This window comes from Glutamicibacter sp. MOO4, from assembly GCF_056934395.1.
In genome coordinates, this window is record NZ_CM167800.1 from 1,557,090 (window position 1) to 1,581,705 (window position 24,616).

Here is a 24,616-nt window from a genome sequence, read left to right on the forward strand (position 1 = left end):
TGCCGCTTCACTGCGCGACCTTATACCCATAGGCTATCTGGTAGGTCTGAAAAGCAAAGAGTCCAAGACACAATTCACTGCATTGCATATTTATCCATTAGGATGGAAACATGTCTAAAGTTCTTACCAATCTTCCTGTAGGCGAACGCGTCGGAATCGCGTTCTCCGGTGGCCTCGACACCTCGGTGGCAGTAGCGTGGATGCGCGACAAGGGCGCCATTCCTTACACCTACACTGGCGATCTCGGCCAGTACGACGAGCCGGACATCGACGCCGTTCCAAGCCGTGCGCTGGAATACGGTGCCGAGAATTCCCGTCTGGTTGACTGCAAGCCAGCACTGGTTGAAGAAGGCTTCGCAGCACTGGCCTGCGGCGCTTTCCACATCCGCTCCGGTGGCAAGACTTACTTCAACACCACCCCATTGGGCCGCGCCGTTACCGGCACCCTTCTGGTTCGCGCAATGCGCGAAGATGGCGTGGACGTGTGGGGCGACGGTTCGACCTACAAGGGCAACGACATCGAGCGTTTCTACCGCTACGGCCTGATGGCAAACCCAAAGCTGCGCATCTACAAGCCTTGGTTGGATCCAAACTTCGTCACCGAGCTCGGTGGCCGCCAGGAAATGTCGGAGTGGCTTCAGGAACACGACTTCCCTTACCGCGACTCCGCCGAGAAGGCATACTCGACCGATGCCAACATCTGGGGTGCAACCCACGAAGCTAAGACTCTGGAACTGCTGGACAGCTCCATCGAGTCCGTTGAGCCAATCATGGGCGTTAAGTACTGGGATGAAAGCGTAGAGATCAAGACCGAAGACGTTTCGGTTTCCTTCGTCGCTGGACGTCCAGTTGCCATCAACGGCAAGGAATTCACCGACTCGGTTGCCTTGGTCAATGAAGCGAACATCATCGGTGGACGCCACGGTCTGGGCATGAGCGACCAGATCGAAAACCGCATCATCGAAGCTAAGTCGCGCGGCATCTACGAAGCACCAGCTATGGCGCTGCTGTACATCGCCTACGAGCGCTTGGTTAATGCGATCCACAACGAAGATACCGTTGCCAGCTACCACAACGAAGGCCGCCGTCTGGGCCGCCTGATGTATGAAGGTCGCTGGTTGGACCCACAAGCTCTGATGCTGCGCGAGTCGCTGCAGCGCTGGGTTGGCTCTGCCATTACCGGTACCGTAACCGTTCGCTTGCGCCGTGGAGATGACTACACGATCGTGAACACCGAGGGCGAGAAGCTCAGTTACCACCCAGACAAGCTGTCCATGGAACGCGTGGGCGACGCAGCCTTCGGTCCAGTGGATCGTATCGGTCAGCTGACCATGCGAAACCTGGATATTGCCGACTCGCGCGGTCGCCTAGAACAGTACGCCAGCATGGGTCTTGTCGGTGGAACCACCGCTGAGCTGGTTGGCTCGCTTGAGGAAGGTGGCGCTGACGATATCGTCAACGCAACCCGCGTTGATAGCGACGATCTTGCTACCGATCGTGCCATCGAATCTGCAGCCTTCGACGCTGGTACAGACTAGTATCTGACGGCTAAACAAAACCGGTCGAAGCTTCTCATTTTAGAGAATGCTTCGACCGGTTTTTTGTGCCCGTTTGGGCTGCTGCTAGCGCGAAAATCCATTCAGCGCAGCCAAGGACTGTAACGCCATGATGAAACCAACGAGGGCTAGAAAACGAATCGACCCATGAATCACTGAGCCCCGCTTGCTATCTTTTGAAGGCAATGAAATGACTTCATCCGCCAACCAGGTGACCAGCGTGATGACCGTACCAATGAGCGCCACTTGTTCTTCGGGTAGTGACATGGCTTTGGCCATGGCAGTACCGATTCCTACACCGGCAATGACCTGCAACAGCATCCAAAGCCATTGTTTGATACTCCGGCGCTGCTTGGGCTGAGCTGAAAGTTGTTCTTGGCTCATGCTTCAATCAGCGTGAGCAATGGGCTAACGGCAAGGGTAAAGCCCACTAGGGATACAAGGCGCAACACCAAACGAACTCGGGCACCGGGCTTGGTGTTAGGCGCAGGCAGTCGGAAGCCCTGCTCAACGATCCAAACAACAACAATCACCAGCACACCAGCCAGTGCAAGCTTTGCCGGGGCAACTCCGGAGAACACCGAAGCGATACCCAGACCGATAATCACGCCAACACAAGCTTGGAACACCAAATGCAGTGGCGTTCGAGTGGCACCCATCGGTGGCGCCTTGCGTTGGGCACCGGGAGTCTCGTCCCGATCTTCCTGTGGAATCATTTCTACTAAGTTCCTTATTTCTTGCGGTCGGCGGAAGCACGATTGCTGGGGGTGACTTCCTTGCACAGCAAAAGGCCACTTCCGCCAGTGAACTGCACAGAACCGAACTGTGGTGCTCTACAAATTTCTCTAAATCCAAAAGACCGCTGCAACGCGAGCGACGCAGTGTTTTGCGCATTCACAACACACCATGCCCGATCGGCACGGTGGGCTATCCATTCCAGTCGCGCGGTGGTCAAGATTGAGGCCAACCCGTGCTGCTGAAAGTCAGCTGCAATCTCCACGCCGGACAGATAGAACCCTGCCGGTGCCAGTTCATCGTCGGGATCCCACCAGCTTGCCTTAGCCCAGCCAAGCAGCTTATCTTGGGAATCCTTCAGCACTAACTGGCAACCTTCCACGCCAAAACGCGCAGGCTCGGCGTTTCGGCCTAATGAGCGTGAGAGTGCCTGTACGGCCTGATAGTCCGCTTCCTGCATTGGTTGCGGAAGAAGAGAAGGCAAAACCAATTAGCTCAGGGTCATTGGCTTCGCTGGCAACGGGTGAACCTGCTTGAGTTTTTCTGGAGTCGCGTAATCAGCGGTGCCGATGCTCATCTTGGTGAAATCGAGCTTGGCTTCGCGGATGCAAGTCTTGATAGCTGAAACAGCGAGCTTTGGAGCCGGCGAAAGAACACGGATATTCAACTTACGTGGAGCAAAATCACTGGACTCAACGGTGCCCAGGCCACGCCATGCCAAGTGACCGGTGAGCGCCTCTTTGACCTTTTTCTCCAAGTACTGGTCACGTTCGGTACCTGCAGCTGACTTCAGCGTGTACTGAACGATGACCCAAGTCTGGTCTTCATCCTTGATTTCGGCGTAGCCTTCATCGGCGCATGCCTGCAGGAAACCCGCAAAAAGCTCGTCGGCACGGTCGTTGTTCACGTCCTGAACATCGCTGGTGGTGGACATGTGCCCAACGCTGCCATGGTTGATGACAAACTGACCCAGCTCGCCGTCTTCAAACTGCTGGAACCACGCTTCGCGGAAGTGCAGTACGTTCTTGTCGTCTAAACGATAGGTGCGAATAATCGCCATTGTTTTCCCTTTTCAGGTCAGTAGAAAATCAGTAAAAGTGTTTAGGTCGTGGGCAGGTCGCCGGCTTTGGCTAACCATTGGTTTCGATAGGACCGGTCAAATGGTGAAGCATCTGTTGCGACGAGGTCCAACAACTCTCGCGCCGCTCCGCTCATTTCCGTTTTTAGCTGCTCTGGATAGCCCATAGCCACAGAGTGTTCTTCGAATTCGTCTTCGTCATCCAAGAATGTCCCCCGACTACGAGAGCGAATAACGTCCAGATCAAGATCTATCGAATTCACTTCCCAGCCACCAGACTTCATTGCCTGCCAACCGATCTGGTGCGACAAGTCGATATAGACATCAAAGTCTTCCGTGGGCTGTGCGTACAACGTGGCAATCCACGGACCCTCGTGAGGAATGAGGCACAACGCATCACTTTGAGCCAGGTGGGCAACGCCGGGACGCGCTACGAGTGAGCCTTTGGGCTGATGGAGCCAGTGCCCGTACTCGTCTTGTCCGAGGTAGAAACCCGGAACTACCCAGTGTGGCGTGCCATCAAATTTCCAGGCACGGGCGACTACCAACTCACCAGTTGCGATCACTTTTGGTGTGCGAGGAAGTCCTTGGGGGCATGCCTGAACTGAGCTCATAGCTTTGGAATCTGTCCAGTAGGAAGATCCTGCCCTGGTAGTGGACGAGCGAACGGGACCTTGGTTCCGAGCACCTGAGCCAAAGTGTCGCGGGCCACCTGTTGCGCGGTCAGTCCCACACGGTCCAGAACTTCAGCACGGGTACCGTGAGCCAGGAATTCGGTAGGCAAACCAACTTCATTAAGAGCAGTATCAACACCAGCGGCACGCATTTCGGTGCGAAGACGCGAACCAACACCACCAGCGCGGACGCCGTCTTCGATGCAGACAACGATGCGATGGCGAGCGGCCAACGAAATCACCGAGGTTGGCATGGGCAATACCCAGCGAGGATCAACAACGGTGACCGAAACGCCCTGGCTGTTCAGGCGTTGCGCGACGTCCAAAGACAATTCGCTCATCGCACCAACCGAAACGATCAAGACATCCGGAGCGGACTTGTCCCCCAACCGAGCGAGCACGTCCACACCGTCGGGCAAGCGATCGATGGCGTCGATGGGTTCCCCAACTGATCCCTTGGAGAATCGAACAACGCTTGGTGCGTCGCTGATTTCCAGGGCTTCACGTAATTCTTCGCGGAGTCGATCAGCGTCACGTGGTGCAGCCAGATGAAGATTTGGCACAATCTGCGTCAACGCCATATCCCACATGCCGTGGTGGCTGGCGCCGTCAGGACCGGTCACGCCAGCGCGGTCAAGGACGATGGTGACCCCGGCCTTATGCAAGGCAACATCCATGAGCAGCTGATCAAATGCGCGGTTCAAGAAGGTGGCATACACGCAAACCACTGGGTGTAGCCCGCCGAAGGCTAATCCTGCCGCGGTGGTCATCGCATGCTGTTCGGCAATGCCAACGTCAATGACGCGTTCAGGATGCTCTTGAGCCATCTTCTTCAAGCCCACCGGCTGCAACATGGCACCGGTAATGGCGACAATGTCATCACGTTCGTTGGCTACCTTGGCGATTTCCTCGCCAAAGACGCTGGTCCAGCTCTGTGCGCTCGACTTGGAAACGGGCAGACCGGTCACGGGATCAATGATTCCCACGGCATGGAACTGGTCAGCTTCATCGGCGCGGGCTGGAGCGTAGCCGTGTCCCTTTTCAGTCAATGCGTGCACTAGCACTGGTCCCGAATACTGTTTGGCTTGCTGCAAAGCTTCTTCGACGGCACGCTGGTTGTGTCCGTCAATAGGGCCGATGTACTTCAGACCCAAGTCTTCAAACAATCCCTGTGGAGCCCACCAGTCTTTGATGCCTTTTTTGGTGGCATGAAGGGACTTATAGGTGAATCCGCCGACGGCGCCGGATCCCTTGAGCTTGTCTTTGAGCTTTTCCATGGCGTTTTCGTACGCCGGGTGGGTGCGGAACTTATCCAGTTGCTGACGCAGGCCCAGAAGCTGATTGGCCAAACCACCGATAGTTGGGGCGTAAGACCGACCATTGTCATTAACCACGATGACGGCTTTGCGGTCCTTATCGGCTGCAATGTTATTGACCGCTTCCCAGACCATGCCACCGGTCAGTGCACCATCGCCAATTAAGGCAACGGCATAACGCTCGTTATTCCCCCGCAACTTGTTGGCGCGGGAGATTCCGTCGAGCCATGACAAAGACGCGGAGGCGTGTGAGGATTCCACTACGTCGTGTTCTGACTCAGCTCGATCAGGGTAACCCGAGAGCCCGCCTTGCTGACGTAGTGTTTCGAAATTCTGGCGTCCGGTAAGCAGCTTGTGAACGTAGGACTGGTGTCCGGTATCAAAGATGATGGAATCCTGCGGCGAATCGAAGACTCGATGAATGCCTAAGGTTAGCTCGACAACACCAAGGTTGGGGCCAAGGTGGCCACCTGTACGGGCAACATTGTCGATCAGGAAAGTACGGATTTCCTCTGCAAGATCGTCTAGTTGTTCTAAGGACAGCGCCCGAAGATCGCTTGGTTTCTTGATGGTCTTAAGCAAAGACACGCTCGTCCCCTTTACAAATTCGCCCTTGGTGGCTGTGAGCCCATGCGAAATACTTAGTCTACCGCGTTGGAACCTTCTCTCATTATCCGCCACCGTTCCAGTTAGTGCGAATTTGCGGGCAATGAGGTTCAATACCATGGGCAATGCCGGTGGATTTCGAAGGTGCACATGCCGGGAGCGCCTTCAAGTCCGACCTTTAGCTCAACAGTCGCCGGAAAACCCAATGCTCCGGTTGAGCGTACCCATTGGTTTCGGCGATGCGGGCAAAGTCTAGGCGCTGACAAACTTTCTGCGAGGGGACGTTGCCTGGATCTACGATCGCGAAGACCGATTCCCCGCCAGATTCACGGACGTAGTTCAGGACCTCCCTCACCGCTTCCGTCGCAAATCCTTGGCCTTGAGCACTCGGGTGCAGATGCCACCCAACCTCGATTGGTGTCTGCAGGAAATTCAGGTCAATGCTCTGTTGAGTTTCACCCTGCAACGGTTTGCAAAGAACATTTCCAACCAACGCATCAGTCTCACGATCAGCTACAGCCCAAATACCTTGTCCTTTGGCGATTATTCCCCGACGTCTAGCGATGGAAGCTAGTGCCTGATCCAAGGTTGTCATGCAAGTTGCGCCCGGACCGAGATACCGCATGGTTGCAGTGCGCGACTCTAGGTCCAGCAAGAATGGTGCGTCGTCAGTTGTCCATGAGCGCAAGTGCAGTCGCTGGGTCAATAATTCTTTCATTGATGGCTCTCCACATCGCAGTATTTATCCAGAGCTTAGCAACATCTTTGACGCTCTTGCCCTGCGCCTATGCTGGTGCAATGAGTAGCGTAGAACCCTCGGTCCAAACTGCCAGTGAATACTCGTCGATAGCCCAGCGCTATATCGACTTGTTCGGTGCCATTGAGCAGGCGGAGAAAGAAGATCGTGAGCTGATCGCAGCGTGGGCCGAAGGTGTGCGCGGACCCGTTTTGGATGCCGGATGCGGCCCTGGCCAGTGGACTCAATTTATCTCTGGTCCCCAACGCCCTGCCACGGGCGTTGATATGGTTCCAGAATTTTTGGCTCATGCGGCCAAGAGCTACAGTGAATGCACTTTTCAGCAGGGCGATTTGTCGAATCTGAGTTTCAGCGACAATCACTTTGCTGGGCTGCTGGCGTGGTATTCGGTAATCCATACTCCCCCAGAACAATTGCCTTCAATCTTCTCTGAGTTCGCACGAGTCCTAAATCCTGGTGGTCAATTACTCACGGGCTTCTTTGCGGGCGACAAAGTTCAACCGTTTGCCCACAAAGTCGCACCCGCCTGGTACTTGCCACCTCGATTCTTGGTCGGGCTACTAGAAAACGCGGGTTTTGAACTTCTCGACTCCCAGACCCGCTCGCGCCCGACGGCACGGCTGCACGGTCATGTTGTGGCGCAGTTGAAGTCTTAAAGTTGAAGACCCAAGGCAATTGCCTTGGGTCTTCAACTTTGCGTGTTGCGTAACTACTAGTGGAACACTCCGGTATACACCGGGGTGGCTCTACTAGTTAGCAGCGGCGATCTGGCGCAGTACGTACTGCAGGATGCCACCGTTGCGGTAGTAGTCAGCTTCACCTGGGGTGTCGATACGCAGAACTGCGTCGAACTCGGTAACCTTGCCGTCTTGTGCGGTTGCGGTAACCTTCAGGGTCTTCGGGGTGGTGCCGTTGTTCAGCTCAGTCACACCGGAAACTGCGAAGGTTTCGGTACCGGTCAGACCCAGCGAATCAGCGGACTCACCCTCTGGGAACTGCAGTGGCAGAACGCCCATACCGATCAGGTTCGAGCGGTGAATACGCTCGAATGACTCGGTGATGACGGCCTTAACACCCAGCAGTGCGGTGCCCTTAGCAGCCCAGTCACGCGAGGAGCCCGAACCGTATTCCTTACCACCAAGGATGACCAGCGGGGTGCCGGCAGCCTTGTAGTTCTCAGCAGCGTCGTAGACGTAAGCCTGCGGAGCACCTTCCTGGGTGAAGTCGCGGGTGAAGCCACCCTCAACGCCGTCCAGGATCTGGTTCTTGATGCGGATGTTTGCGAAGGTACCGCGGATCATGACTTCGTGGTTACCACGGCGCGAGCCGTAGGAGTTGAAGTCCTTGCGATCCACACCATTCTCGATCAGGTAACGGCCAGCCGGGGTCTCCGACTTGAACGAACCTGCAGGCGAGATGTGGTCAGTGGTGACCGAGTCGCCCAGCTTGAGCAGAACACGAGCGCCGTCGATGTCCTTCACTGGCTGTGGCTCGGCGGTCATACCGTCGAAGTAAGGTGCCTTACGTGCGTAGGTCGATTTTTCGTCCCATGCGAAGGTTGAACCCTCTGGGGTGTCCAGTGCCTTCCAACGATCGTCGCCTTCGAAAGCGGTTTCGTAGCCCTTGGCGAACATTTCCTTGTCAATCGACGAGTCCATGATTTCCTGGACCTCTACTGGCGATGGCCAGATGTCCTTCAGGAAGACGTCGTTGCCCTCGGAGTCCTGACCCAGTGCGTCAGCTTCGAAATCGAAGTCCATGGTGCCAGCCAGTGCGTAAGCGATAACTAGTGGCGGGGAAGCCAAGTAGTTCATCTTTACGTCTGGGTTGATGCGACCTTCGAAGTTACGGTTACCGGTGAGCACCGCGGTGGCTGCGAGGTCGTTGGTGTTGATCGCCTCGGAGATCTCAGCATCCAGTGGACCGGAGTTACCGATGCAAGTTGCGCAACCGTAGCCAACGATGAAGAAGCCAAGCTGCTCCAGGTATGGCATGAGGCCGGACTTCTCGTAGTAATCGGTGACAACCTTCGAGCCTGGTGCAACCGAAGTCTTAACCCATGGCTTGGAGGACAGACCCTTTTCGGCTGCGTTGCGAGCCAGTACGGCTGCGGCCAGCATGACCGATGGGTTCGAAGTGTTGGTGCAAGAGGTGATCGAAGCGATCGAAACCAGGCCGTGGTCCAAGGTGAACTTGGTCCCATCTTCCTTGGTGACCTCAACTGCGGTCGACGGACGGCCGATACCCTGGGTATCTTCGGCGTCAGAAACGTAGTTGTGCAGATCCTTGCGGAACTGTTCCTTCGAGGAAGTCAGCTCGATGCGGTCCTGTGGACGCTTCGGGCCAGCGATCGATGGAACAACGGTGGAAAGATCCAGCTCGATGAATTCCGAGAAACGGATTTCGCGGCTTGGATCGTGCCACATGCCCTGTTCCTTGGCGTAAGCCTCAACCAGTGCCACGTTCTCGTCGCTACGGCCGGTCAGGCGCAGGTAGTCGAGGGTGACATCGTCGATTGGGAACATTGCGGCGGTGGAGCCGAATTCTGGGGACATGTTACCGATGGTGGCGCGGTTTGCCAGCGGCACCTGTGCGACACCTTCGCCGTAGAATTCAACAAACTTGCCAACAACGCCGTGCTTACGCAGCATTTCGGTGATGGTCAAAACCACGTCGGTTGCGGTGGCGCCAGCTGGGATCGAGCCAGCAAGCTTGAAGCCAACAACGCGTGGGATCAGCATGGAGACAGGCTGGCCAAGCATTGCTGCCTCGGCCTCAATGCCACCAACGCCCCAACCCAACACGCCCAGGCCGTTGACCATGGTGGTGTGGGAGTCGGTGCCTACGCAGCTATCTGGGTAAGCGCGCAGTACGCCGTCGACCTCGCGGGTCATTATGGTACGTGCCAGGAACTCAATGTTGACCTGGTGCACGATGCCGGTTCCTGGTGGAACGACCTTGAAGTCGTCAAACGCAGTCTGGCCCCAACGCAGGAACTGGTAACGCTCACCGTTGCGCTGGTACTCGATTTCCATGTTGCGCTCTACAGCGCCCTTGAAACCGAAGGTATCAATCTGCACAGAGTGGTCAATAACCATTTCGGCAGGTGCCAATGGATTAACACGGGTTGGATCGCCACCGAGTTCCTTGACGGCCTCGCGCATGGTGGCCAAGTCAACAACACAAGGCACGCCAGTGAAGTCCTGCATCAGGACTCGCGCTGGGGTGAACTGGATTTCAGTGTTAGGTTGCGCCGACGCATCCCACTGACCCAGTGCGTTGATGTGCTCGTTAGTTACGTTCGCGCCATCTTCGGTACGAAGCAGGTTCTCAAGCAGAACCTTAAGGCTGTAGGGAAGGCTTTCTGAGCCTTCGACCGCATTCAGTCGGTAAATTTCGTATTCGGTTCCATTGACGTCAAGTACGCCCTTGGCACCGAAGCTGTCCACATTGCTCACGTGGGACTCCTCTCGCCAGACACTCATACTGTTGCACGCGCACACTGTAATTCCAGTTAGGAGTTCCTAACTGAGATAGTCAGGTTCCTAGCGCGGCAGAGCTAGAAACAGTCTATCGCCAACTGCCAGAAAAAGACTCCTCGGAATAAACTTTGACCAAAATTCGTGTCTCAACGGACAAATTCAGGTGATTAACGGCGCACGAAGAGGCCAATGGACTCCATGTGGTGAGTATGTGGGTATAAATCGTGAATCTCCACGTGCTCTAATTCGTAGCCGCGAGCGGTCAAACGCGAGATATCTCGGGCGAAAGATGCAGGGTCACAGGAGACGTAACAAATACGTGAGACACCACTGCTACCCAATTCAGCAGCAACTTGCTTGTCGATACCGGTACGCGGTGGATCAAGGACCACGCCATCTAGCTTCGCGTCACGGGAGACCTGACGTAGTACGTGCTCTACCCGGCCGCGAATGACGGTCGCCTGAGGATAATCGCGAAGATTCTTTTTAGCGTCCGCGTGGGTGCCTGGTGCTCCCTCAATGGAGAAGACCCGTCCTTCTTGTCCCACAGCCTTGGCCAAGGGAACGGAGAACAAGCCAGCGCCTGCATAAAGATCGGCCAGCTGTTCACCACGAACAGGATCAAGTAGATCCACTACTCGTTCCGAAAGCAGGGTCGCGGCGCTGCGGTGCACCTGCCAGAAGCCTTCGCCGGTAATCCGGTACTTCTCCCCCAGCACTTTTTCATTCAGCCAGGGCGAGCCAGCCAAGATCTCCAATGAACCCTTGCCGTCAGAGGCGGAACCACCACGCTGGGTGAACGAAGCGACGTTCACGCCTTCTGGGAATTGCTTGGCCACCTTCAGCGCAGCACCGGAGCTTGCCTCGGAGAGCAAAACCAAAATCGTACGATCGTCCGAACTGGACACCGCTACTTCAACGCGGTCAATACCCGAATAGTTCACCGCATAGATTCCGCTAGCCTCGATGGCTGGATGAGCCAATGGCATCGAAGTAATGGCGGTGAGCTGGTTGCTTCGGAAGCCACTCATGGCCAAGTTGCCGGAGGCATCAACCGAATAGGACATGCGTGTGCGCCAGCCCAAACCGTCAGTTGAACCAGCAACTTCTTGGACCTGGGGGAAGTTGTAATCCTCAGCTTTCATGCCGCCCAAGCGGGTGAACTGTTCGGCCACTACCTGTGACTTCAACTCGCGTTGGTGAGCCAAGGAAATGTGCCCAAATTCAGCACCGCCCACGGGATCACGGTGCTTGAGTGCATCAGCCGCATCCCAGAAGTGTGGCACTCGGTGCTCACTGGCTTCATGGACCTCAACTACATCTGCACGCCAAAATTTCGCTTCCGGGGCCGAGTCAGTCAAACGCACCGATACAAGTTCTCCGGGAATACCGTGACGCACAAAAATCACGCGCCCCTCGTGGCGAGCGACGGTGTGACCGCCGTGGGCGATATTGCCCAAACGTACTTGCAACGTTGATGATTCAGTCATTTTTTCGTCTTTCGTAGGAAGCATTTTTAGCGGTGTGCGGAAGACTCTTCGGTCGCTCCGCCGCCTAGGTTGTTTGAGGCACTGCGCAGACGCCACGGCACCGAAGCGATCACAACGCCCGGTTCATAGTGCAGGCGGTTCTTTACGCGGAGCGCAGTTTGGTTGTGTACCAGCTGTTCCCACCATTGGCCCACCACATACTCGGGAATGTAGACAACGATGAGTTCTCGCGGGGACTCGCGCTTGATGGAACGAATATGTTCGATCAGCGCTCCAGGAATATCGCGGTAGGGGGAAGCCAAGGCCGTAATCGGAACGGGGATCCCCAGTCGGTCCCAGTCTTCGAGGGTGGTCTCGGTTTTTTCCCGTTCCACGTCAACGATGATCGCTTCCAACTTTGAGGGCCGCGAAGCCCGCGCGAAGGCCAGAGCGCGAAGCACCGGTTTGCGCACGGTAGAGACCAGAACCAACGCGTGAACACGCGATGGCAGTGCGGTGACGGCGTAGTCTTCGTCGACCTCGAGTTCGTCATCAACCTTTTGATAGTGGCGCTGCAAGCCATGCATGATGAACATCAATACGAGGATGCCCAGCAGTGCCAGCCATGCACCATGAACAAATCTGGTGGCCAGCACAACAACAAGAACCAACGCTGACAGGACCAAACCAACCAGGTTCAGCAGGCGTTTGCGTTGCTTAACAGCTCGAATTTTACGGTCCGAGATGGGGACAAGGACGCGCTTCCAGTGGGTCAGCATGCCCAGCTGACTCAGCGTGAAGGAAACAAAGACGCCCACGACGTAGAGCTGCACCATCGAAGTGACATCACCGTGGAAGAGCAGCACCAAGATAATTGCGGCAACACCCAAGGAAAGGATGCCGTTGGAGAAGCCAAGACGATCGCCACGTGTTCGCAGCTGTCGAGGCAAGAACCCGTCGGTGGCCAAATGGCTGGCCAGCAATGGGAAAGAGTTGAAGGCCTGATTACCAGCCAAAAGCAAGACGGCGATGGTCAACACGGACACTACGATCAGACCCAAAGTGTAGTCACCAAAGACCGCCTGGGCCAGCTGTCCCAATACCGGCACCTGCACGAAGTTCGGCGAAATTGGCTGACCATCAAGCAAGAACGACGCCTGAGGATCGGCGACAACCTTAATCCCGGTGGCACGCGCCAGCATCAATGTTCCCAAGGTTAATACGCCTGAGAGCAGGCCAAGAACCAACAAGATTCTTCCGGCGTTTTTTGCTCGCGGCTTAGCCAAAGTTTGAACGTTGGAGATGGGGACTTCAATACCCGTTAGTGCGGCAGATCCAGTGCTGAAGGCACGCAAGATCAGCAATGCTCCAACCACGCCGTGCAGGCCATTGGCGAACTGTGCTTCGGGGACAATAGTGAACTCAGCACTTGGCGCGTGGCCAAGGTTTCCGGTCAATGCCATCACGCCGCCGATGGCGACAAGGGCCAGCATTCCCGCAACAAAGAGGTACACCGGAATTGCTAGGGTCCATTTTCCTTGCCCGGTGCCACGCAAATTGCCAACTACCAACAGTGCCACCAGCGCGGCAGCAACCCAGGCTTTGTGTTCACCTAGTACCGGGAAAATGGCGCTCAGGTAAGCAGCAGCCGAGGAGCTAGACACCGCAACGGTCAAGACAAAGTCCACCAACAGCGCCGCTGCCACCGCTGTACCGGGACGCGCACCCAAGTTCTTCTTGACGATTTCATAGTCGCCACCACCGGAGGGGTACTCAACAACCGATTGCCGGTACGAGAGCACCAGCACCACCAGAACGGCGAGGACTGCCAATCCCACTGCTGGGGACAGCATCGCTGCCGCGACACCGGCCATAGCCAGCGTCAGCAGGATTTCATCTGGCGCGTACGCCAGAGAGGACAGGGCGCTGGAGGAGAAAATCGGCAACGCTACGTTTGGTGGGAGCGGCTTCTTTTTCAGCTGTTCAGTGCTGAAAGGCCGACCCACAAGAATCCTCTTGAGACCATCAAATAATGCAGGCACGAGATAACGTTATCGCAGGTGTGCAAACCACACGGGAGGTTCACCGCCAATAATCTTGACCCGAACAGCGCTATTGTTGCATTCGGAGCACACTTAGGCGGTGCGCCGGTCAATCACCACAAGCAGCAATCCAAGGAGTTCTCGGTGGCACATTTTGTGATCATGGGGTGCGGACGCGTCGGCGTTTCGTTGGCCCATACACTGGATTCAGCGGGGCATTCAGTAGCCATCATTGATCAGGATGCTCATGCCTTCCGCCGATTGAGTACAGACTTCTCTGGTTTTACTGTCACCGGACGCGGTTTTGACCGCGACACATTACAAGCAGCAAAAATTGATGGCGCGTATGCTTTTGCCGCTGTATCTAGCGGTGATAATTCCAACATTCTTGCTACCCGTGTAGCCCGCGAAACCTACAACGTGCCACATGTAGTCGCTCGCATTTATGACCCAGGACGCGCCGAAATCTATCAGCGTTTGGGTATCCCTACGGTGGCCGCTGTGCGTTGGAGTACCGACCAGGTATTACGACGCATCCTGCCGGACTACTCGATGCGTGGTGACTACCGCGAGCCTTCGGGCCGATTAGTACTCTCAGAAGTGGCGCTGAATCGAGGTTGGTACGGACGACTCGTTAAGGACTTAGAAGCAGCTTCTGGGGTTCGTGTCGCCTATCTGACTCGCTTTGGCGAGGGAACGATCCCGCAAAACCGCACGCGATTGCAGGGTGGCGATTTGGTCCACGTGATGATGCGTCTGGATCAGAGCAAGGACGTCGAAAAGATTCTTGCAAGCCCACCTGCTCCCCTGTCCAACGACTAATTGAGAGGCACTCCATGAAGGTCATGATTGCCGGAGCCGGCTCAGTCGGTTCCTCTATCGCCCGAGAGCTTGTGATCAACGGTCACGAAGTTTTGCTGATCGACATCCAGCCAGAGATGGCACAGCGCGAAGATCTTGAAGGCGTCAAGTGGTTAATTGGCGATGCTTGCGAGCTTGCCGTGTTGCAACAAGCTCATCTTGAGGACTATGACGTTGTAGTCTCTGCCAGTGGTGATGACAAGGTCAACCTAGTGGTCTCACTGCTGGCTAAGAGTGAGTTCGGAATTCGTCGTACCGTCGGACGCGTCAATAATCCTAAAAATGAGTGGATGTTTGATGACGCATGGGGCGTTGACGTCGCGGTGAGCACTCCGCGATTGATGACTGCTCTGGTCGAGGAAGCGGTGGAAGTTGGTGACTTGGTGCGTCTGCTGACTTTGAAGACCGGTGAGGTCTACATGGTCGAGTTCACGGTTCCGCATGATTCTGCGCTCATTGGCCGCGCTATCGGTCGCGTTAGTTGGCCGCAGGACACCACCTTGATGGCTGTAGTACGTGATAAGACGCCGTTCCCACCAAGTGCCGACGATGTAGTTGAGGGTGGCGATGAAATCTTCTTCATCACCACCCCACAAGCAGAACCTCTACTGCGCCGCACCTTGCGCGACGCGACCCGCTAACCTACGGTCGGATCTTGGGCGGCAACGTTTGTGGTCTCGGCTGGTTTGGAAAGTAACCAGGCGAACCACAGACCGGCTGCATACAGGGGTACACCCATTAGTGCACGGGCTAGCCCCAAGGCCACAACGTGGTCGGTGTAGTACATCGGTAGCTGCACCGCTAGGCGTGCGGCAAACACCGCAATCACGATCCACGTGGCAATCTGGTAGCGACGCAGGCGATCGGCCTTCTTGCGCCATTCGACGCCTTCATTGCGAATGAAGCCGAACAACAATCCGATCAGTGGCCAACGGATGACCACGGAAATGATGAGGCCCAGCAGGTAGGCGCCAGAGGTGTAGAAGCCGGGAATGTAGTAGTCCTTGGCATTACCGGAATGGCGAGCGGCAAAGGCACAAATCAAGATTCCGATCAGGCCGGACACCGACTGGACCAGGCTAGAGCGTTTGGTCATGCGGATGACCATGAAGATCACGCCAAGGCCAATCGAAGAGATCAGAGCCCAGGTCAAGTTGGAGCTCAGCGCAAAAACCATGATGAATACAAAACCTGGCACGACGGTTTCTAAGATGCCACGCACACCACCCACGGTGGACAGCAGGTCGATTCCGCCATCTGCGTTCTGAGCAATTTTCGAATTTGCGCCGATCATCGCGGCAAAACTTTGTTGCTGGTTTGGCGCAGGCGCAGGTTGCTCCTGCGGCTCTGAATCCTCGTTGTGCATCCTGCTCACTTCCATTGGTTCAACGGCACTGACACTGCCCCGCGTCGGCGGAAACTTGCTCCGGTTACCCTCGGGCGACAGGAACGATGATGTAGCGCGGATTAAAAATCGTCGGGACTTGCTCTACGGGCGCGACCATTCCCGAATACTGCACCTTCACCCCAGGCTTGATGCCAGGAACAGATTTTTGTCCCATAAACACCAGTCTCACGTGCGCGACGGTGCCTCGACGGGCAGCAACGCTGCCTAGCTTGTCCACCACCACGGCCTTGAGCAACGGTGCCTGATTTGAAGGCGAGTAGCTCACCGATTGAACGTAACCGGTGTGCTTCACTCTGCCCTTGACCGGCAACTGGGCCAGGTTATCCAAGCACAAGTAGTGCAGTGTCGGATCCGCTGGCCCCAGTTGCGGGGTAACGGGCTTACCGTTGAGCGCCATCTCTAGCCAATCTGGGTGATCTCAGGGCCGCGTTCGGGACGCTTTAGCTCTGGTTCTGCTTCCTCGCCTACCGGGCGGGTCTGCGCATTCGCTGGCACGTTCAGTGGCAACAATTCGGCCGGAGGCAGTGGCTTGTCGCCACGGTTCACGATGACATCGCGCAGGACGTTTTCGACGGTTTGGGCTGCTTCTTCATCAGAAATTGCGCTGCCACCGATGACTGCACGCAGGAACCAGCGAGGTCCGTCGATGCCGACAAAACGTAGCGCTACATGACCGTCACGGCCATCGGGTAGTTGCTGTGGAACGCGCGCCAGCAGTTCTTCACCGTAGGCACCGTCGCGCTTAAAGATCTCACCATTTTGGGCGGTGATGTCACTCTTGATTTTGTCTTTGATGCCAGGCCACAGCGACTGCGACTTGGAGGAAGAGAAAGCCATCAGCTGGACGCGCGACTCAGCAACTTCCAGCGACACTGCGATCACACGCTGGTTGGACTCTTCAACGTCCATGCGCACCTTCAAACCGCTCACCGGCTTGATAAGAATCGACCCGAAGTCTAAATACTCGTCCGTGTTCTCAACATCATTAATGTCGAATGGGCCGGCCTTAGGCTCATTAGGCTCAGAGGATTCAGTGGTTTCAGAAGTTTCAGTAGCGACGTCGTTGGATTCGACGGCCGGTTCCTGCTCTTTGGATTTTTTACGCTTGAAAATCATGGTGTCCTTAAAAATCTGGGCTTACTGTCCGCTGGTCTTTGTTAGGCGTTGAATCCGCCAGTAGATCCAAAGCCGCCGGCTCCTCGTGCGGTCTCCTCCAGTGAATCGACAGGCGTGAAGGCCGCCTGCTCAACTTTCTGAATAACCAGCTGGGCGATGCGATCGCCTCGGTTGATAGTGAAGGATTCAGCCTTATCTGTATTTAGCAGAGTGACCATGATCTCACCACGGTAGCCAGCATCAACAGTACCCGGTGCATTGACCACTGTGATTCCGTGCTTGGTAGCGAGGCCGCTTCGCGGGTGCACGAGTCCGACGTAACCGTGAGGAATTGCCAGAGCGATACCGGTTCGCACCAAGGCACGTTCACCCGGTTCAAGCACTGCACCTTCGCGGGCGTGCAAGTCAGCGCCTGCATCTGAAGGATGCGAGTAGCTCGGAACGGGCAGTTCACTATCGAGCATATTGATGGCAATCGAGATTGTTGGCTCACTCATCGGTTTGGTAGTCCCCCGGGGTGTTTTGTGACTTGGTGGTTCGCTTGTTTCTTTGGCTTAACTCTATCGCGCAGATCTTAGAATGAGCTGTCCACACCGGCGCTGTCCTCGTTCAAAGAAATATTGCCTAAACTTGGAATCATGAGTAATACCAGCCCTGAGGCTTCGCGCGTTCTGTACACCGAAAAACTCTGGCCTTCAGCCAGCACCTGGATTTGGCCAATCATTATTGCCATAACTGCCGGTGTTGCGGTGGCGCCAATCAACGTCATTCTTGGGTGGAGCGTTGGAGCTGCTTTCCTAATCGCCCTGGTAGTGATTTTCCTCGTGCGCGTACCGGCAATCGAAGTTACCGAAAGCACCGTCTCGGCTGGTCGAGCCAGCATTGAACGAGAGTTCATCGGTGAAGTCACCGGCTACCGCGGCAACGATGCGTTTAAGCAGCGTGGACAGAAGCTTCATGGGCTGGCCTATATGGTGCTTCGAGGCTGGCTCGACGGCGTTGTGAAGATGGAAGTCACCGACGAACGTGACACCACCCCGTACTGGCTGATCTCTACTCGCCGCCCCGAAGAATTGGCCGCGGCACTCTCCGGCGTTATGTACGAATTCACCGAAGAAGGAAAGCTCGAAGCCGAGAAACTGGAAAAGGCTCACGGGGTCAACGAAGACCAGTAGTCCTTCTGACCTATAGGAAGCACTGACCCGTAGTTCTACGTAGCACCCTTAGATCCTCAACGCTTAGCAAAAGCGTTGGGGATCTATCCTTCGCACTCGCTGCAGAATTTCTGCCCGTTGTCTTCACGAGCGAGCAGAGTGCGATGTCGAACCATGAAGCAGGATGCACAAGTGAACTCGTCAGCTTGCTCGGCCATGACCTCGATGCTTGCTTCTTCTTGAGCCGTCTCTCCACCAGGCAAAACGAAGTCCTCAGCCAAAGAGGTTTCCGATTCATCGATGAGGTTCGCCATCTCGACAGTCTTACCGGCCTTGAGCGATGCAATTTCCTTGGCGCGGTCCTCTTCTGAGAGCATCGTTGGTGCAGCAGATTCAAATGTCATGATCGTTTTTTGCTCTTTCCTGCAGGTGTTTCGTCCATGCCGGCAGCATCACTGGGTGAAAACTCATACCGGCATAGAAGTATAACGTTTTTACGCAAAATCCATTCCCTCGGGCTACTTGGTATGCCACAGGCTGAAGGAACACGAAATAAGACGTGAAGTTGATGACTATTCTTGCGCCACACCCGGGGCGGTGGTAGGAATTCAGGCTTCAAGGTGGCAGAGTTTTACTCAGGAAATAGAGCGTGTGGAGGGTATTAATGCGTCAGCTGAGACTGGTAGGAATTCATGAAAATGGTTCCAGCCTGCAGGTCAGCAGTGACGACGGGATGAGCTACGAGCTCCCCGTTGACGATGCACTGCGCAGTGCAATGGCAGAAATAGCCCGTTCGCGGGCTCCAAGGAACCGTGAGGAATCCTCTGTCCACTCGCCGCGTGAAATTCAGGCGCGAGTTCGCGCCGGTGCTTCTGCCTATGATCTGTCGCTCGAATGGGACATCCCAGTCGAGGACATCGTTAAGTATGAGGGCCCTGTACTCGCTGAACGTGAGCACATGGCTGAACTCGCTCGTCGTGTAGAGGTGTCCGGTCCACAGACCGATGCTGAATACCGCGAAGTCTTTGGTGAAGAACCAGCAGACTTGGGCTCGATGGTTGTGCACCGTTTTAACCAGTTGCACATCGACAGCGATTCTGCGCGCTGGAACTCTTGGAAAGATCCTGAGGGTCAGTGGATCATTACCGTTGAATTTGATTCTCCGTTGCCTAGCGACAACGTTGAATCCCTCGGTACCGATGCGCAGAGTGCCGCTGGAAACGTTGCCCGCTGGTCGTTCTCCCCAGCACGCAAATCTTTGAAGAACCTCAACCGCTGGGCACAGACCTTGAGCGAGCAAGTAGCTCCTGACTACTTCCGCCCGGTCGCTGCGGTAAGCCAGGCTGAGCCTGAGCCACCAGCATCCAACGCTCCTGAAGCTGACGAGACCGAGGAATTGGTAACTCTCCTCAACGCTCGTCGTGGACAGCGCCCCAAGGATCAGGATCCTGAGCGCGAGTCACGCTTCAACGACATCATTGAGCGTGGCATGAGCAAGTACGATGCGGAAGAAGATGACTCGTTGCCGAACCTCCCGCAGGGTATCTCGCCTCGCACTTCTCAGCTGATGGTTGTGACCGATTCAGATCATGATGATTCTGAAGCTGACGACAAGCAGTCCGAGCAGAACGATGACTCTGCACCTCGCAAGGCCAAGCGTTCGTCGGTTCCTAGCTGGGACGACATCATGTTTGGCAAGCGCAAGAAGGATACAGATTCTTAGCCCTCAGTAGAGGGACAATATGCGATTGGGGTAGCACCTTCTGGTGCTACCCCAATCGCATATTTTTTATCAAATTCTTATTTGGTTCGGTGCACTAACAGCGGAACGAAGCGCTCCCCCGCTGTGAGCGAACCGTGCTGTCCCACCATGTCGAAAGCCATCGGAGCAACCCGACGACCGTCGTAAAAGGCTATTGACTCTGCCGCTAGGATCATCAGATCTCCCAGACGTGCCTGGTGCTCATCGGTGATCGGGCCAAAGTAATCACGTTCCACCGCTTCTTGGCGTGTCATGATCCAAGCTTTGGTACCAAATTCTTTGTGCCAGGCATTTTTGACTCGTTGCCTGCCGGCCTCGTCTGTTTCGACGGCAAAGGTTAGTTGTGCCCCGCGAGGTTCACCGCTGGTTAGCTCCACTCCCTCAACAAGTTCTGGGTACTGGCTGTAGTCGATGCGCTGCGATTCGGGAACGTCGACCATCCCATGGTCCCCAGTAATCAGCACCGTGGTTTCTTCAGGCAGTCGAGACACCAGCGACTTGATGACGTAGTCGAGTTCCTCAAGGGTGTCTCGCCACTGACTGGAGTCAACACCGAACTTATGACCCGTCTTATCTAGCTCGTTGAAGTAGGTGTAGACCAGCGCACTACGATGTGAATCGAATACGTTGTGGGTGGCTTTGGCTCGTGCCATTGGCTGGTTCGCTGCGACAAACACAGGACCGCGCAGAGAGGCACGGGTCAATGCTGATTTGGCGAACATTGGGATTGAAACCGTGGCCACGTGTACGCCGTGTTCGGCTACTTTTTGGAATACGGTTGGCTGAGTTTGCCAAGCTTCCGGATTCAGGTCTGCCGGCCAGCCACCTAGTTGGTTGACTACTCGACGTTGCGCCGGATCCACCACATCGTATCCGAGCATGCCGTGCTCCCCTGGAGTGACACCGGTGGCCAAGCTACTCAGGGAAGTTGCAGTGGTTGAGGGAAACCCGGTGCCCAATTTTTGCCCATCGGCAAATAAAGATCGCAAGAAAGGTGCATGCCCTGTGTGGCTCTTGAGCTGGTTCCAACCCAAACCGTCCACCATGATCACTACAACGCGCTTGGTCTTTTTCAAGCCCAAAGCGTTGGCGAATCCCGGTACTCCCAAGGCCGTAGCCGCAGAGGGCAGGATCTCTGAGAGGGTGGCTTGCCCGTACTTCGGTGCATCAGGAATTTTGGTTGCTGGGACCGCAAGTTCAGACACATTTACCTCGTCATTATGGCTCAAGAGATCGTAGCCAAACGTAGTCGAACAGCAAATTCGCGAGCCTTGTTGACCGCACGTTGCCCATCGGCTTCAGCGCTCACCCGAATCACTAAGTCTTCTGGTTGTGAGGTGCCGTTCAAACCGTGGTCGGCCTCGCATTGCGGGTCACCGCAATCAGCGGGAGCCAGATCGATACGTTTGGTGCCACCCCACGACATTCCGAAGGTCAGTTCCTTGACTGGATCCGCAGCCGAATAGTGCTGCGGCTGATGGTACACAAAGCTGGTTGCGACCGATGCAATACGTGCAAGTGCAATCATTTCGACCGAAACCTGAGCCATGACATCTTTGCCATGATCATCGAGCTGCTGGTCATCAACATGCAAGATAAACAGAACTTTTTCGCTCATCACCATGACCGTAATGTGTCGGTGAACTTCAGTGTTGTCGAAATGAGTTTCCAGATGAACATAGTGGTCAAGCACTGGCTGATTCATCATTGCTTCAGCAAGTACATCCTGGACCATCTGCGGGTAAAAACCTGCACGAACCAGATCGTCTTGAAGCTCAGCGCCAGGAGCAGTCGAATATGTTGGAGAACTCATAACTCAATTCTACTCAGTTGACGAGGTCAATTCACGTTGGGCGATTGCGCTCAGCTTCGTAACGCCCGGCGGACGCTATCAATTCGTTGCTCAGCATTGCTGATCTGAATATTCACCGACAAGACGCTCAGCGAATCTGCTGACACCGAGATAGGTGCAAACTTTGCCACCGTGATTTCGGGGTGATTGTCTTTGAAGAGAGACACGCGAGTAATAAAGTCCTTCAGTGCTTCGAGGTCCACTGCGGCGAGCCCCTGATATCCCAACAACCGAACGCTGCTTCGCGGACGCCTAATGAGTTGTTCAAGATCGTGAGCGGACAGCGGCGCTACCCCATGAGCCCAGTCATCCAAGAGATTCACCGGATCTCCACTGAGGCCAAAGGAAATCACGGGCCCAAGCAATGGGTCTTCCACTGCCTTAAGCACGCAAGCTTGACCAGCCGGGGCCATGCTCTGAACTTCAAGGGCATCCACTCCGTAGGTTTTCATCAGTAACTTCATGTGGGTGAAATTGGATTCCAGGCTGGCACGGTCCGGAATGCTCAACCGTACTCCGCCAAGATCTAGACGCTGACGCAAGTCTGGATCATTGGCTTTCAGTGCTACCGGCCAGCCCAATTCGTCGGCCGCTTTGATGGCCTCGGAAACCGTGTTGACCACGCGAGATCCAAAAATTTCGATGCCGTAGAAACCAAGCAGCTTTTGCGCCTGAGATTCGGTGAGTTCTAACAAGTTGGAACCCGAGACGGATTTTCCCAGTTCTTTGAGGAAGTCGGCGGCACCGTCAACATCGATGCCTTCCGGCTCTTCGATGGCCTCATAGGGCACGTCGATCCATTGCTGATAACCGTAGGCCTTGGCTAACGCACCGATCGCTGTGGTGGGCGAGGTGTACAACGGCACGCCTTGTTTGAGCCCACCGGTAATTTTGGTATCGGCCAAGCCAGGGACGAGAGCCAAAACAGGTTTGGGTTGGTCTAAGAATTCACGAGCAACCTTGAGAACAGCAGAGGTTTCCAATCCGGAATATGGCAAATGTGCCAGCACGACAGTGTGCACTTGAGGGTCGTCAATCAGCTGCTGAATTCTGCGGCGCAACATCGGGAGGGCACGAGATTGGCCCACGCTGTAATCGAGCTCGCCTCCATGGATCACGGAATTCAGATTCCGTGTTTCTGCGACATCGCAAACCACTTCGGCAATCGTCACGGAGTTCGAAAGGACGGCAACGTTCGGCCCTTGAGGTGGCGGGAAAACTGAGAGTAATGAGGACACGTCGAGTAGCTCTTCGGAGGACCGAACGCGGATCACCCCTGATTGGCGCAAGATCGCGTTCATTGCGCCGGCCGGTGCCTGTCCTACTCGCACCGAATGGCCCGGTGGCAATCTGCGCCCCATCACATCGGTCTTGGCAACGACGACTGGTTTACGTCGCGCCAGCCTGCGGGCAATGCGAGCAAATTTACGGGGATTACCAAAGGACTCAAGATACATGGCAACGACATCGGTACGTGTGTCGTCTTCAAAGAATTGCATGGCGTCATTGCCAGAAACGTCGGCACGCAGGCCTGCTGAGATCGCGCTACTGACACCGATTCCTTGCTGGATGGCTACGCCCTGCAGAATCATTCCCATGGCTGCTGACTGGCTAAAGAAGCCGACGTTGCCAGGTTGTGGTGAGCCGGCGCTGCCCGAGGCGTATAAGTTCACGGCAGGATCGGTGTTGATCAGGCCCAATGAGGCCGGCCCAACAACCCGCATCCCGTTAGCGCGCGCCAGGGCTACTAGCTCGCGTTGGGCGCCAAGACCTTCGGCGGATTCGTATCCGGCCGACATGATCACGAGCGCCTTTACACCGTGGGCGGCGCAGTCTTTGATCGTTTCCAATACTCGTTCGCGTGGAATGCAGAGCACCGCCACATCCACTGGTCCCGGGATTTCGCTGACCTTGCCGTAAGAGACTAGTCCCCCGACTTCCAAAGCTGCATCATTAACCGCGTAGACGATGCCGGCGAATTTGGATTCGATAAGTCGTTCCAGAACATCATGGCCAAGCTTTCCCCACGTCCGGCTAGCACCAACGATCGCAATGGAATCTGGTGACAGAAGCCCGGCCACACTGCTGGCTTCGGCACGGTGCTCACGGGATTCCGTGACTTCTCGTGCCTTCTCGGTAGGACTAATGGAGAATTCGAGCATCACCACGCCATCTTCAAAATGGCGAGCTACCGCATAGCCGGCTTCAGAGAAGACGGTGAGCATCTTGCGGTTCTCAGGCAAAACTTCAGCAGCGAACTTTTCAATGCCCTTTTCTCGGGCTGCCGCTGCGAGGTGTTCAAGCAGAATTGATCCGATACCAGTGCCTTGGTATTCATCAGAGACGTTAAACGCCACTTCAGCTTCACGCGGATTATCTAAACGGTCATATCTTCCAACACCGATAATCTTTGAACCGCGCACCACAGTGAATGCCACACGGTTGGTGTGATCCACGTTGGTGAAACGCTCTAGCTCTTTAGGGGTCAGCGACGACTTGTACGTAAAATAGCGTAGGTAGACCGAGGTTTCAGACTGATGCTTATGCATCTCCTGCAACGCCTGCGCATCACGCGGGGTGATAGGCCGCAAATGCGCTGTCGTCCCATCGCGAAGCACAACATCAGCTTCCCAATGTGCCGGATATGCCGCCGAAAGTTTACGATCCACCATAGGCTTAGGATAGTCGTGACCTTCGCGTTGTGCCCAGACGCAACACGAAGTATCGACCGCTCAGGCCGCAAGAGAG

The 24,616-nt window shown here is 55.5% G+C and carries 24 protein-coding genes; 6 read left to right on the plus strand and 18 right to left on the minus strand.

Annotated elements, in window-relative coordinates; all coding sequences use genetic code 11:
* Nucleotides 1-110 precede the first annotated feature (110 nt).
* The gene (gene argG / locus AC1Z3F_RS07260) at nt 111-1,538 is read left to right on the plus strand and encodes an argininosuccinate synthase (RefSeq protein WP_262197479.1); all 1,428 of its coding nucleotides are present in this window, start codon (nt 111-113) and stop codon (nt 1,536-1,538) included.
* Between the two features lie 84 nt (nt 1,539-1,622).
* Here argG and AC1Z3F_RS07265 read toward each other — a convergent pair whose 3' ends face one another.
* The 7 genes from AC1Z3F_RS07265 to AC1Z3F_RS07295 all read right to left on the minus strand — a co-directional run bounded on the left by AC1Z3F_RS07265 (nt 1,623) and on the right by AC1Z3F_RS07295 (nt 6,683).
* Nucleotides 1,623-1,940: a hypothetical protein gene (locus AC1Z3F_RS07265; RefSeq protein WP_262197477.1), complete on the minus strand. Its 318-nt coding sequence runs from the start codon at nt 1,938-1,940 to the stop codon at nt 1,623-1,625.
* Nucleotides 1,937-2,272: a hypothetical protein gene (locus AC1Z3F_RS07270; protein ID WP_444613654.1), complete on the minus strand. Its 336-nt coding sequence runs from the start codon at nt 2,270-2,272 to the stop codon at nt 1,937-1,939. The genes AC1Z3F_RS07265 and AC1Z3F_RS07270 overlap by 4 nt, the downstream gene beginning before the upstream one ends.
* A gap of 14 nt (nt 2,273-2,286) precedes the next feature.
* Nucleotides 2,287-2,751, minus strand: a complete 465-nt coding sequence (locus AC1Z3F_RS07275) for a GNAT family N-acetyltransferase (protein WP_483566864.1) — start codon at nt 2,749-2,751, stop codon at nt 2,287-2,289.
* Between the two features lie 30 nt (nt 2,752-2,781).
* Nucleotides 2,782-3,351, minus strand: a complete 570-nt coding sequence (locus AC1Z3F_RS07280; protein WP_483566865.1) for a hypothetical protein — start codon at nt 3,349-3,351, stop codon at nt 2,782-2,784.
* A gap of 41 nt (nt 3,352-3,392) precedes the next feature.
* The gene (locus AC1Z3F_RS07285; RefSeq protein WP_131088500.1) at nt 3,393-3,983 is read right to left on the minus strand and encodes a DUF402 domain-containing protein; all 591 of its coding nucleotides are present in this window, start codon (nt 3,981-3,983) and stop codon (nt 3,393-3,395) included.
* Nucleotides 3,980-5,947, minus strand: coding sequence for a 1-deoxy-D-xylulose-5-phosphate synthase (gene dxs, locus AC1Z3F_RS07290; protein ID WP_483566866.1), 1,968 nt, complete (start codon nt 5,945-5,947; stop codon nt 3,980-3,982). The genes AC1Z3F_RS07285 and dxs overlap by 4 nt, the downstream gene beginning before the upstream one ends.
* A gap of 196 nt (nt 5,948-6,143) precedes the next feature.
* Entirely contained in the window at nt 6,144-6,683 is a 540-nt protein-coding gene (locus AC1Z3F_RS07295) for a GNAT family N-acetyltransferase (protein ID WP_483566867.1), read from the minus strand.
* An 80-nt stretch (nt 6,684-6,763) separates the two neighbouring features.
* Here AC1Z3F_RS07295 and AC1Z3F_RS07300 point away from each other — a divergent pair, with 80 nt between their 5' ends.
* Nucleotides 6,764-7,378: a class I SAM-dependent methyltransferase gene (locus AC1Z3F_RS07300; protein WP_483566868.1), complete on the plus strand. Its 615-nt coding sequence runs from the start codon at nt 6,764-6,766 to the stop codon at nt 7,376-7,378.
* A gap of 93 nt (nt 7,379-7,471) precedes the next feature.
* On the opposite strand, the gene acnA is transcribed toward AC1Z3F_RS07300, so the two are convergent.
* The 3 genes from acnA to AC1Z3F_RS07315 form a co-directional block, all read right to left on the minus strand.
* Entirely contained in the window at nt 7,472-10,180 is a 2,709-nt protein-coding gene (gene acnA, locus AC1Z3F_RS07305; RefSeq protein ID WP_483566869.1) for an aconitate hydratase AcnA, read from the minus strand.
* A gap of 191 nt (nt 10,181-10,371) precedes the next feature.
* Nucleotides 10,372-11,694: a class I SAM-dependent RNA methyltransferase gene (locus tag AC1Z3F_RS07310; protein WP_483566870.1), complete on the minus strand. Its 1,323-nt coding sequence runs from the start codon at nt 11,692-11,694 to the stop codon at nt 10,372-10,374.
* A 26-nt stretch (nt 11,695-11,720) separates the two neighbouring features.
* On the minus strand, nt 11,721-13,715 hold the full coding sequence (locus tag AC1Z3F_RS07315) for an APC family permease (RefSeq protein WP_483566871.1): 1,995 nt from the start codon (nt 13,713-13,715) through the stop codon (nt 11,721-11,723).
* Nucleotides 13,716-13,859: 144 nt separating this feature from the next.
* Here AC1Z3F_RS07315 and AC1Z3F_RS07320 point away from each other — a divergent pair, with 144 nt between their 5' ends.
* Both AC1Z3F_RS07320 and AC1Z3F_RS07325 read left to right on the plus strand, forming a co-directional pair.
* Entirely contained in the window at nt 13,860-14,537 is a 678-nt protein-coding gene (locus AC1Z3F_RS07320) for a potassium channel family protein (protein ID WP_262197473.1), read from the plus strand.
* A gap of 14 nt (nt 14,538-14,551) precedes the next feature.
* Nucleotides 14,552-15,217 carry a potassium channel family protein gene (locus AC1Z3F_RS07325; RefSeq protein WP_483566872.1) on the plus strand — a complete coding sequence of 222 codons (666 nt, stop codon included), beginning with the start codon at nt 14,552-14,554 and terminating at the stop codon, nt 15,215-15,217.
* Here the strand turns inward: AC1Z3F_RS07325 and AC1Z3F_RS07330 are convergent.
* The 4 genes from AC1Z3F_RS07330 to dut form a co-directional block, all read right to left on the minus strand.
* Nucleotides 15,214-15,942, minus strand: coding sequence for a DUF3159 domain-containing protein (locus tag AC1Z3F_RS07330; RefSeq protein WP_483566942.1), 729 nt, complete (start codon nt 15,940-15,942; stop codon nt 15,214-15,216). The genes AC1Z3F_RS07325 and AC1Z3F_RS07330 overlap by 4 nt on opposite strands.
* Nucleotides 15,943-16,006: 64 nt before the next feature.
* Nucleotides 16,007-16,381: a hypothetical protein gene (locus tag AC1Z3F_RS07335; protein ID WP_483566873.1), complete on the minus strand. Its 375-nt coding sequence runs from the start codon at nt 16,379-16,381 to the stop codon at nt 16,007-16,009.
* Nucleotides 16,382-16,383: 2 nt separating this feature from the next.
* Nucleotides 16,384-17,100, minus strand: coding sequence for a DUF3710 domain-containing protein (locus AC1Z3F_RS07340; RefSeq protein ID WP_131088511.1), 717 nt, complete (start codon nt 17,098-17,100; stop codon nt 16,384-16,386).
* Nucleotides 17,101-17,141: 41 nt separating this feature from the next.
* Nucleotides 17,142-17,597: a dUTP diphosphatase gene (gene dut / locus AC1Z3F_RS07345; protein WP_483566874.1), complete on the minus strand. Its 456-nt coding sequence runs from the start codon at nt 17,595-17,597 to the stop codon at nt 17,142-17,144.
* Between the two features lie 141 nt (nt 17,598-17,738).
* Between dut and AC1Z3F_RS07350 the strand changes: the two genes are divergently transcribed.
* The gene (locus AC1Z3F_RS07350; protein WP_483566875.1) at nt 17,739-18,275 is read left to right on the plus strand and encodes a DUF3093 domain-containing protein; all 537 of its coding nucleotides are present in this window, start codon (nt 17,739-17,741) and stop codon (nt 18,273-18,275) included.
* Between the two features lie 83 nt (nt 18,276-18,358).
* On the opposite strand, the gene AC1Z3F_RS07355 is transcribed toward AC1Z3F_RS07350, so the two are convergent.
* Entirely contained in the window at nt 18,359-18,658 is a 300-nt protein-coding gene (locus AC1Z3F_RS07355) for a DUF4193 family protein (protein WP_131088514.1), read from the minus strand.
* 260 nt (nt 18,659-18,918) lie between these two features.
* Between AC1Z3F_RS07355 and sepH the strand changes: the two genes are divergently transcribed.
* Nucleotides 18,919-19,977, plus strand: coding sequence for a septation protein SepH (gene sepH, locus AC1Z3F_RS07360; RefSeq protein ID WP_483566876.1), 1,059 nt, complete (start codon nt 18,919-18,921; stop codon nt 19,975-19,977).
* Between the two features lie 77 nt (nt 19,978-20,054).
* On the opposite strand, the gene AC1Z3F_RS07365 is transcribed toward sepH, so the two are convergent.
* From AC1Z3F_RS07365 to AC1Z3F_RS07375, 3 genes are read right to left on the minus strand one after another with little or no spacing between them, the layout of a single operon-like run.
* On the minus strand, nt 20,055-21,221 hold the full coding sequence (locus tag AC1Z3F_RS07365; protein ID WP_483566877.1) for an alkaline phosphatase family protein: 1,167 nt from the start codon (nt 21,219-21,221) through the stop codon (nt 20,055-20,057).
* Nucleotides 21,222-21,241: 20 nt separating this feature from the next.
* Nucleotides 21,242-21,829 (minus strand): DUF5998 family protein, encoded by a 588-nt coding sequence (locus tag AC1Z3F_RS07370; protein ID WP_131088517.1) that lies wholly within the window; start codon nt 21,827-21,829, stop codon nt 21,242-21,244.
* Between the two features lie 50 nt (nt 21,830-21,879).
* On the minus strand, nt 21,880-24,540 hold the full coding sequence (locus AC1Z3F_RS07375) for a bifunctional acetate--CoA ligase family protein/GNAT family N-acetyltransferase (protein WP_483566878.1): 2,661 nt from the start codon (nt 24,538-24,540) through the stop codon (nt 21,880-21,882).
* Nucleotides 24,541-24,616: the final 76 nt, after the last annotated feature.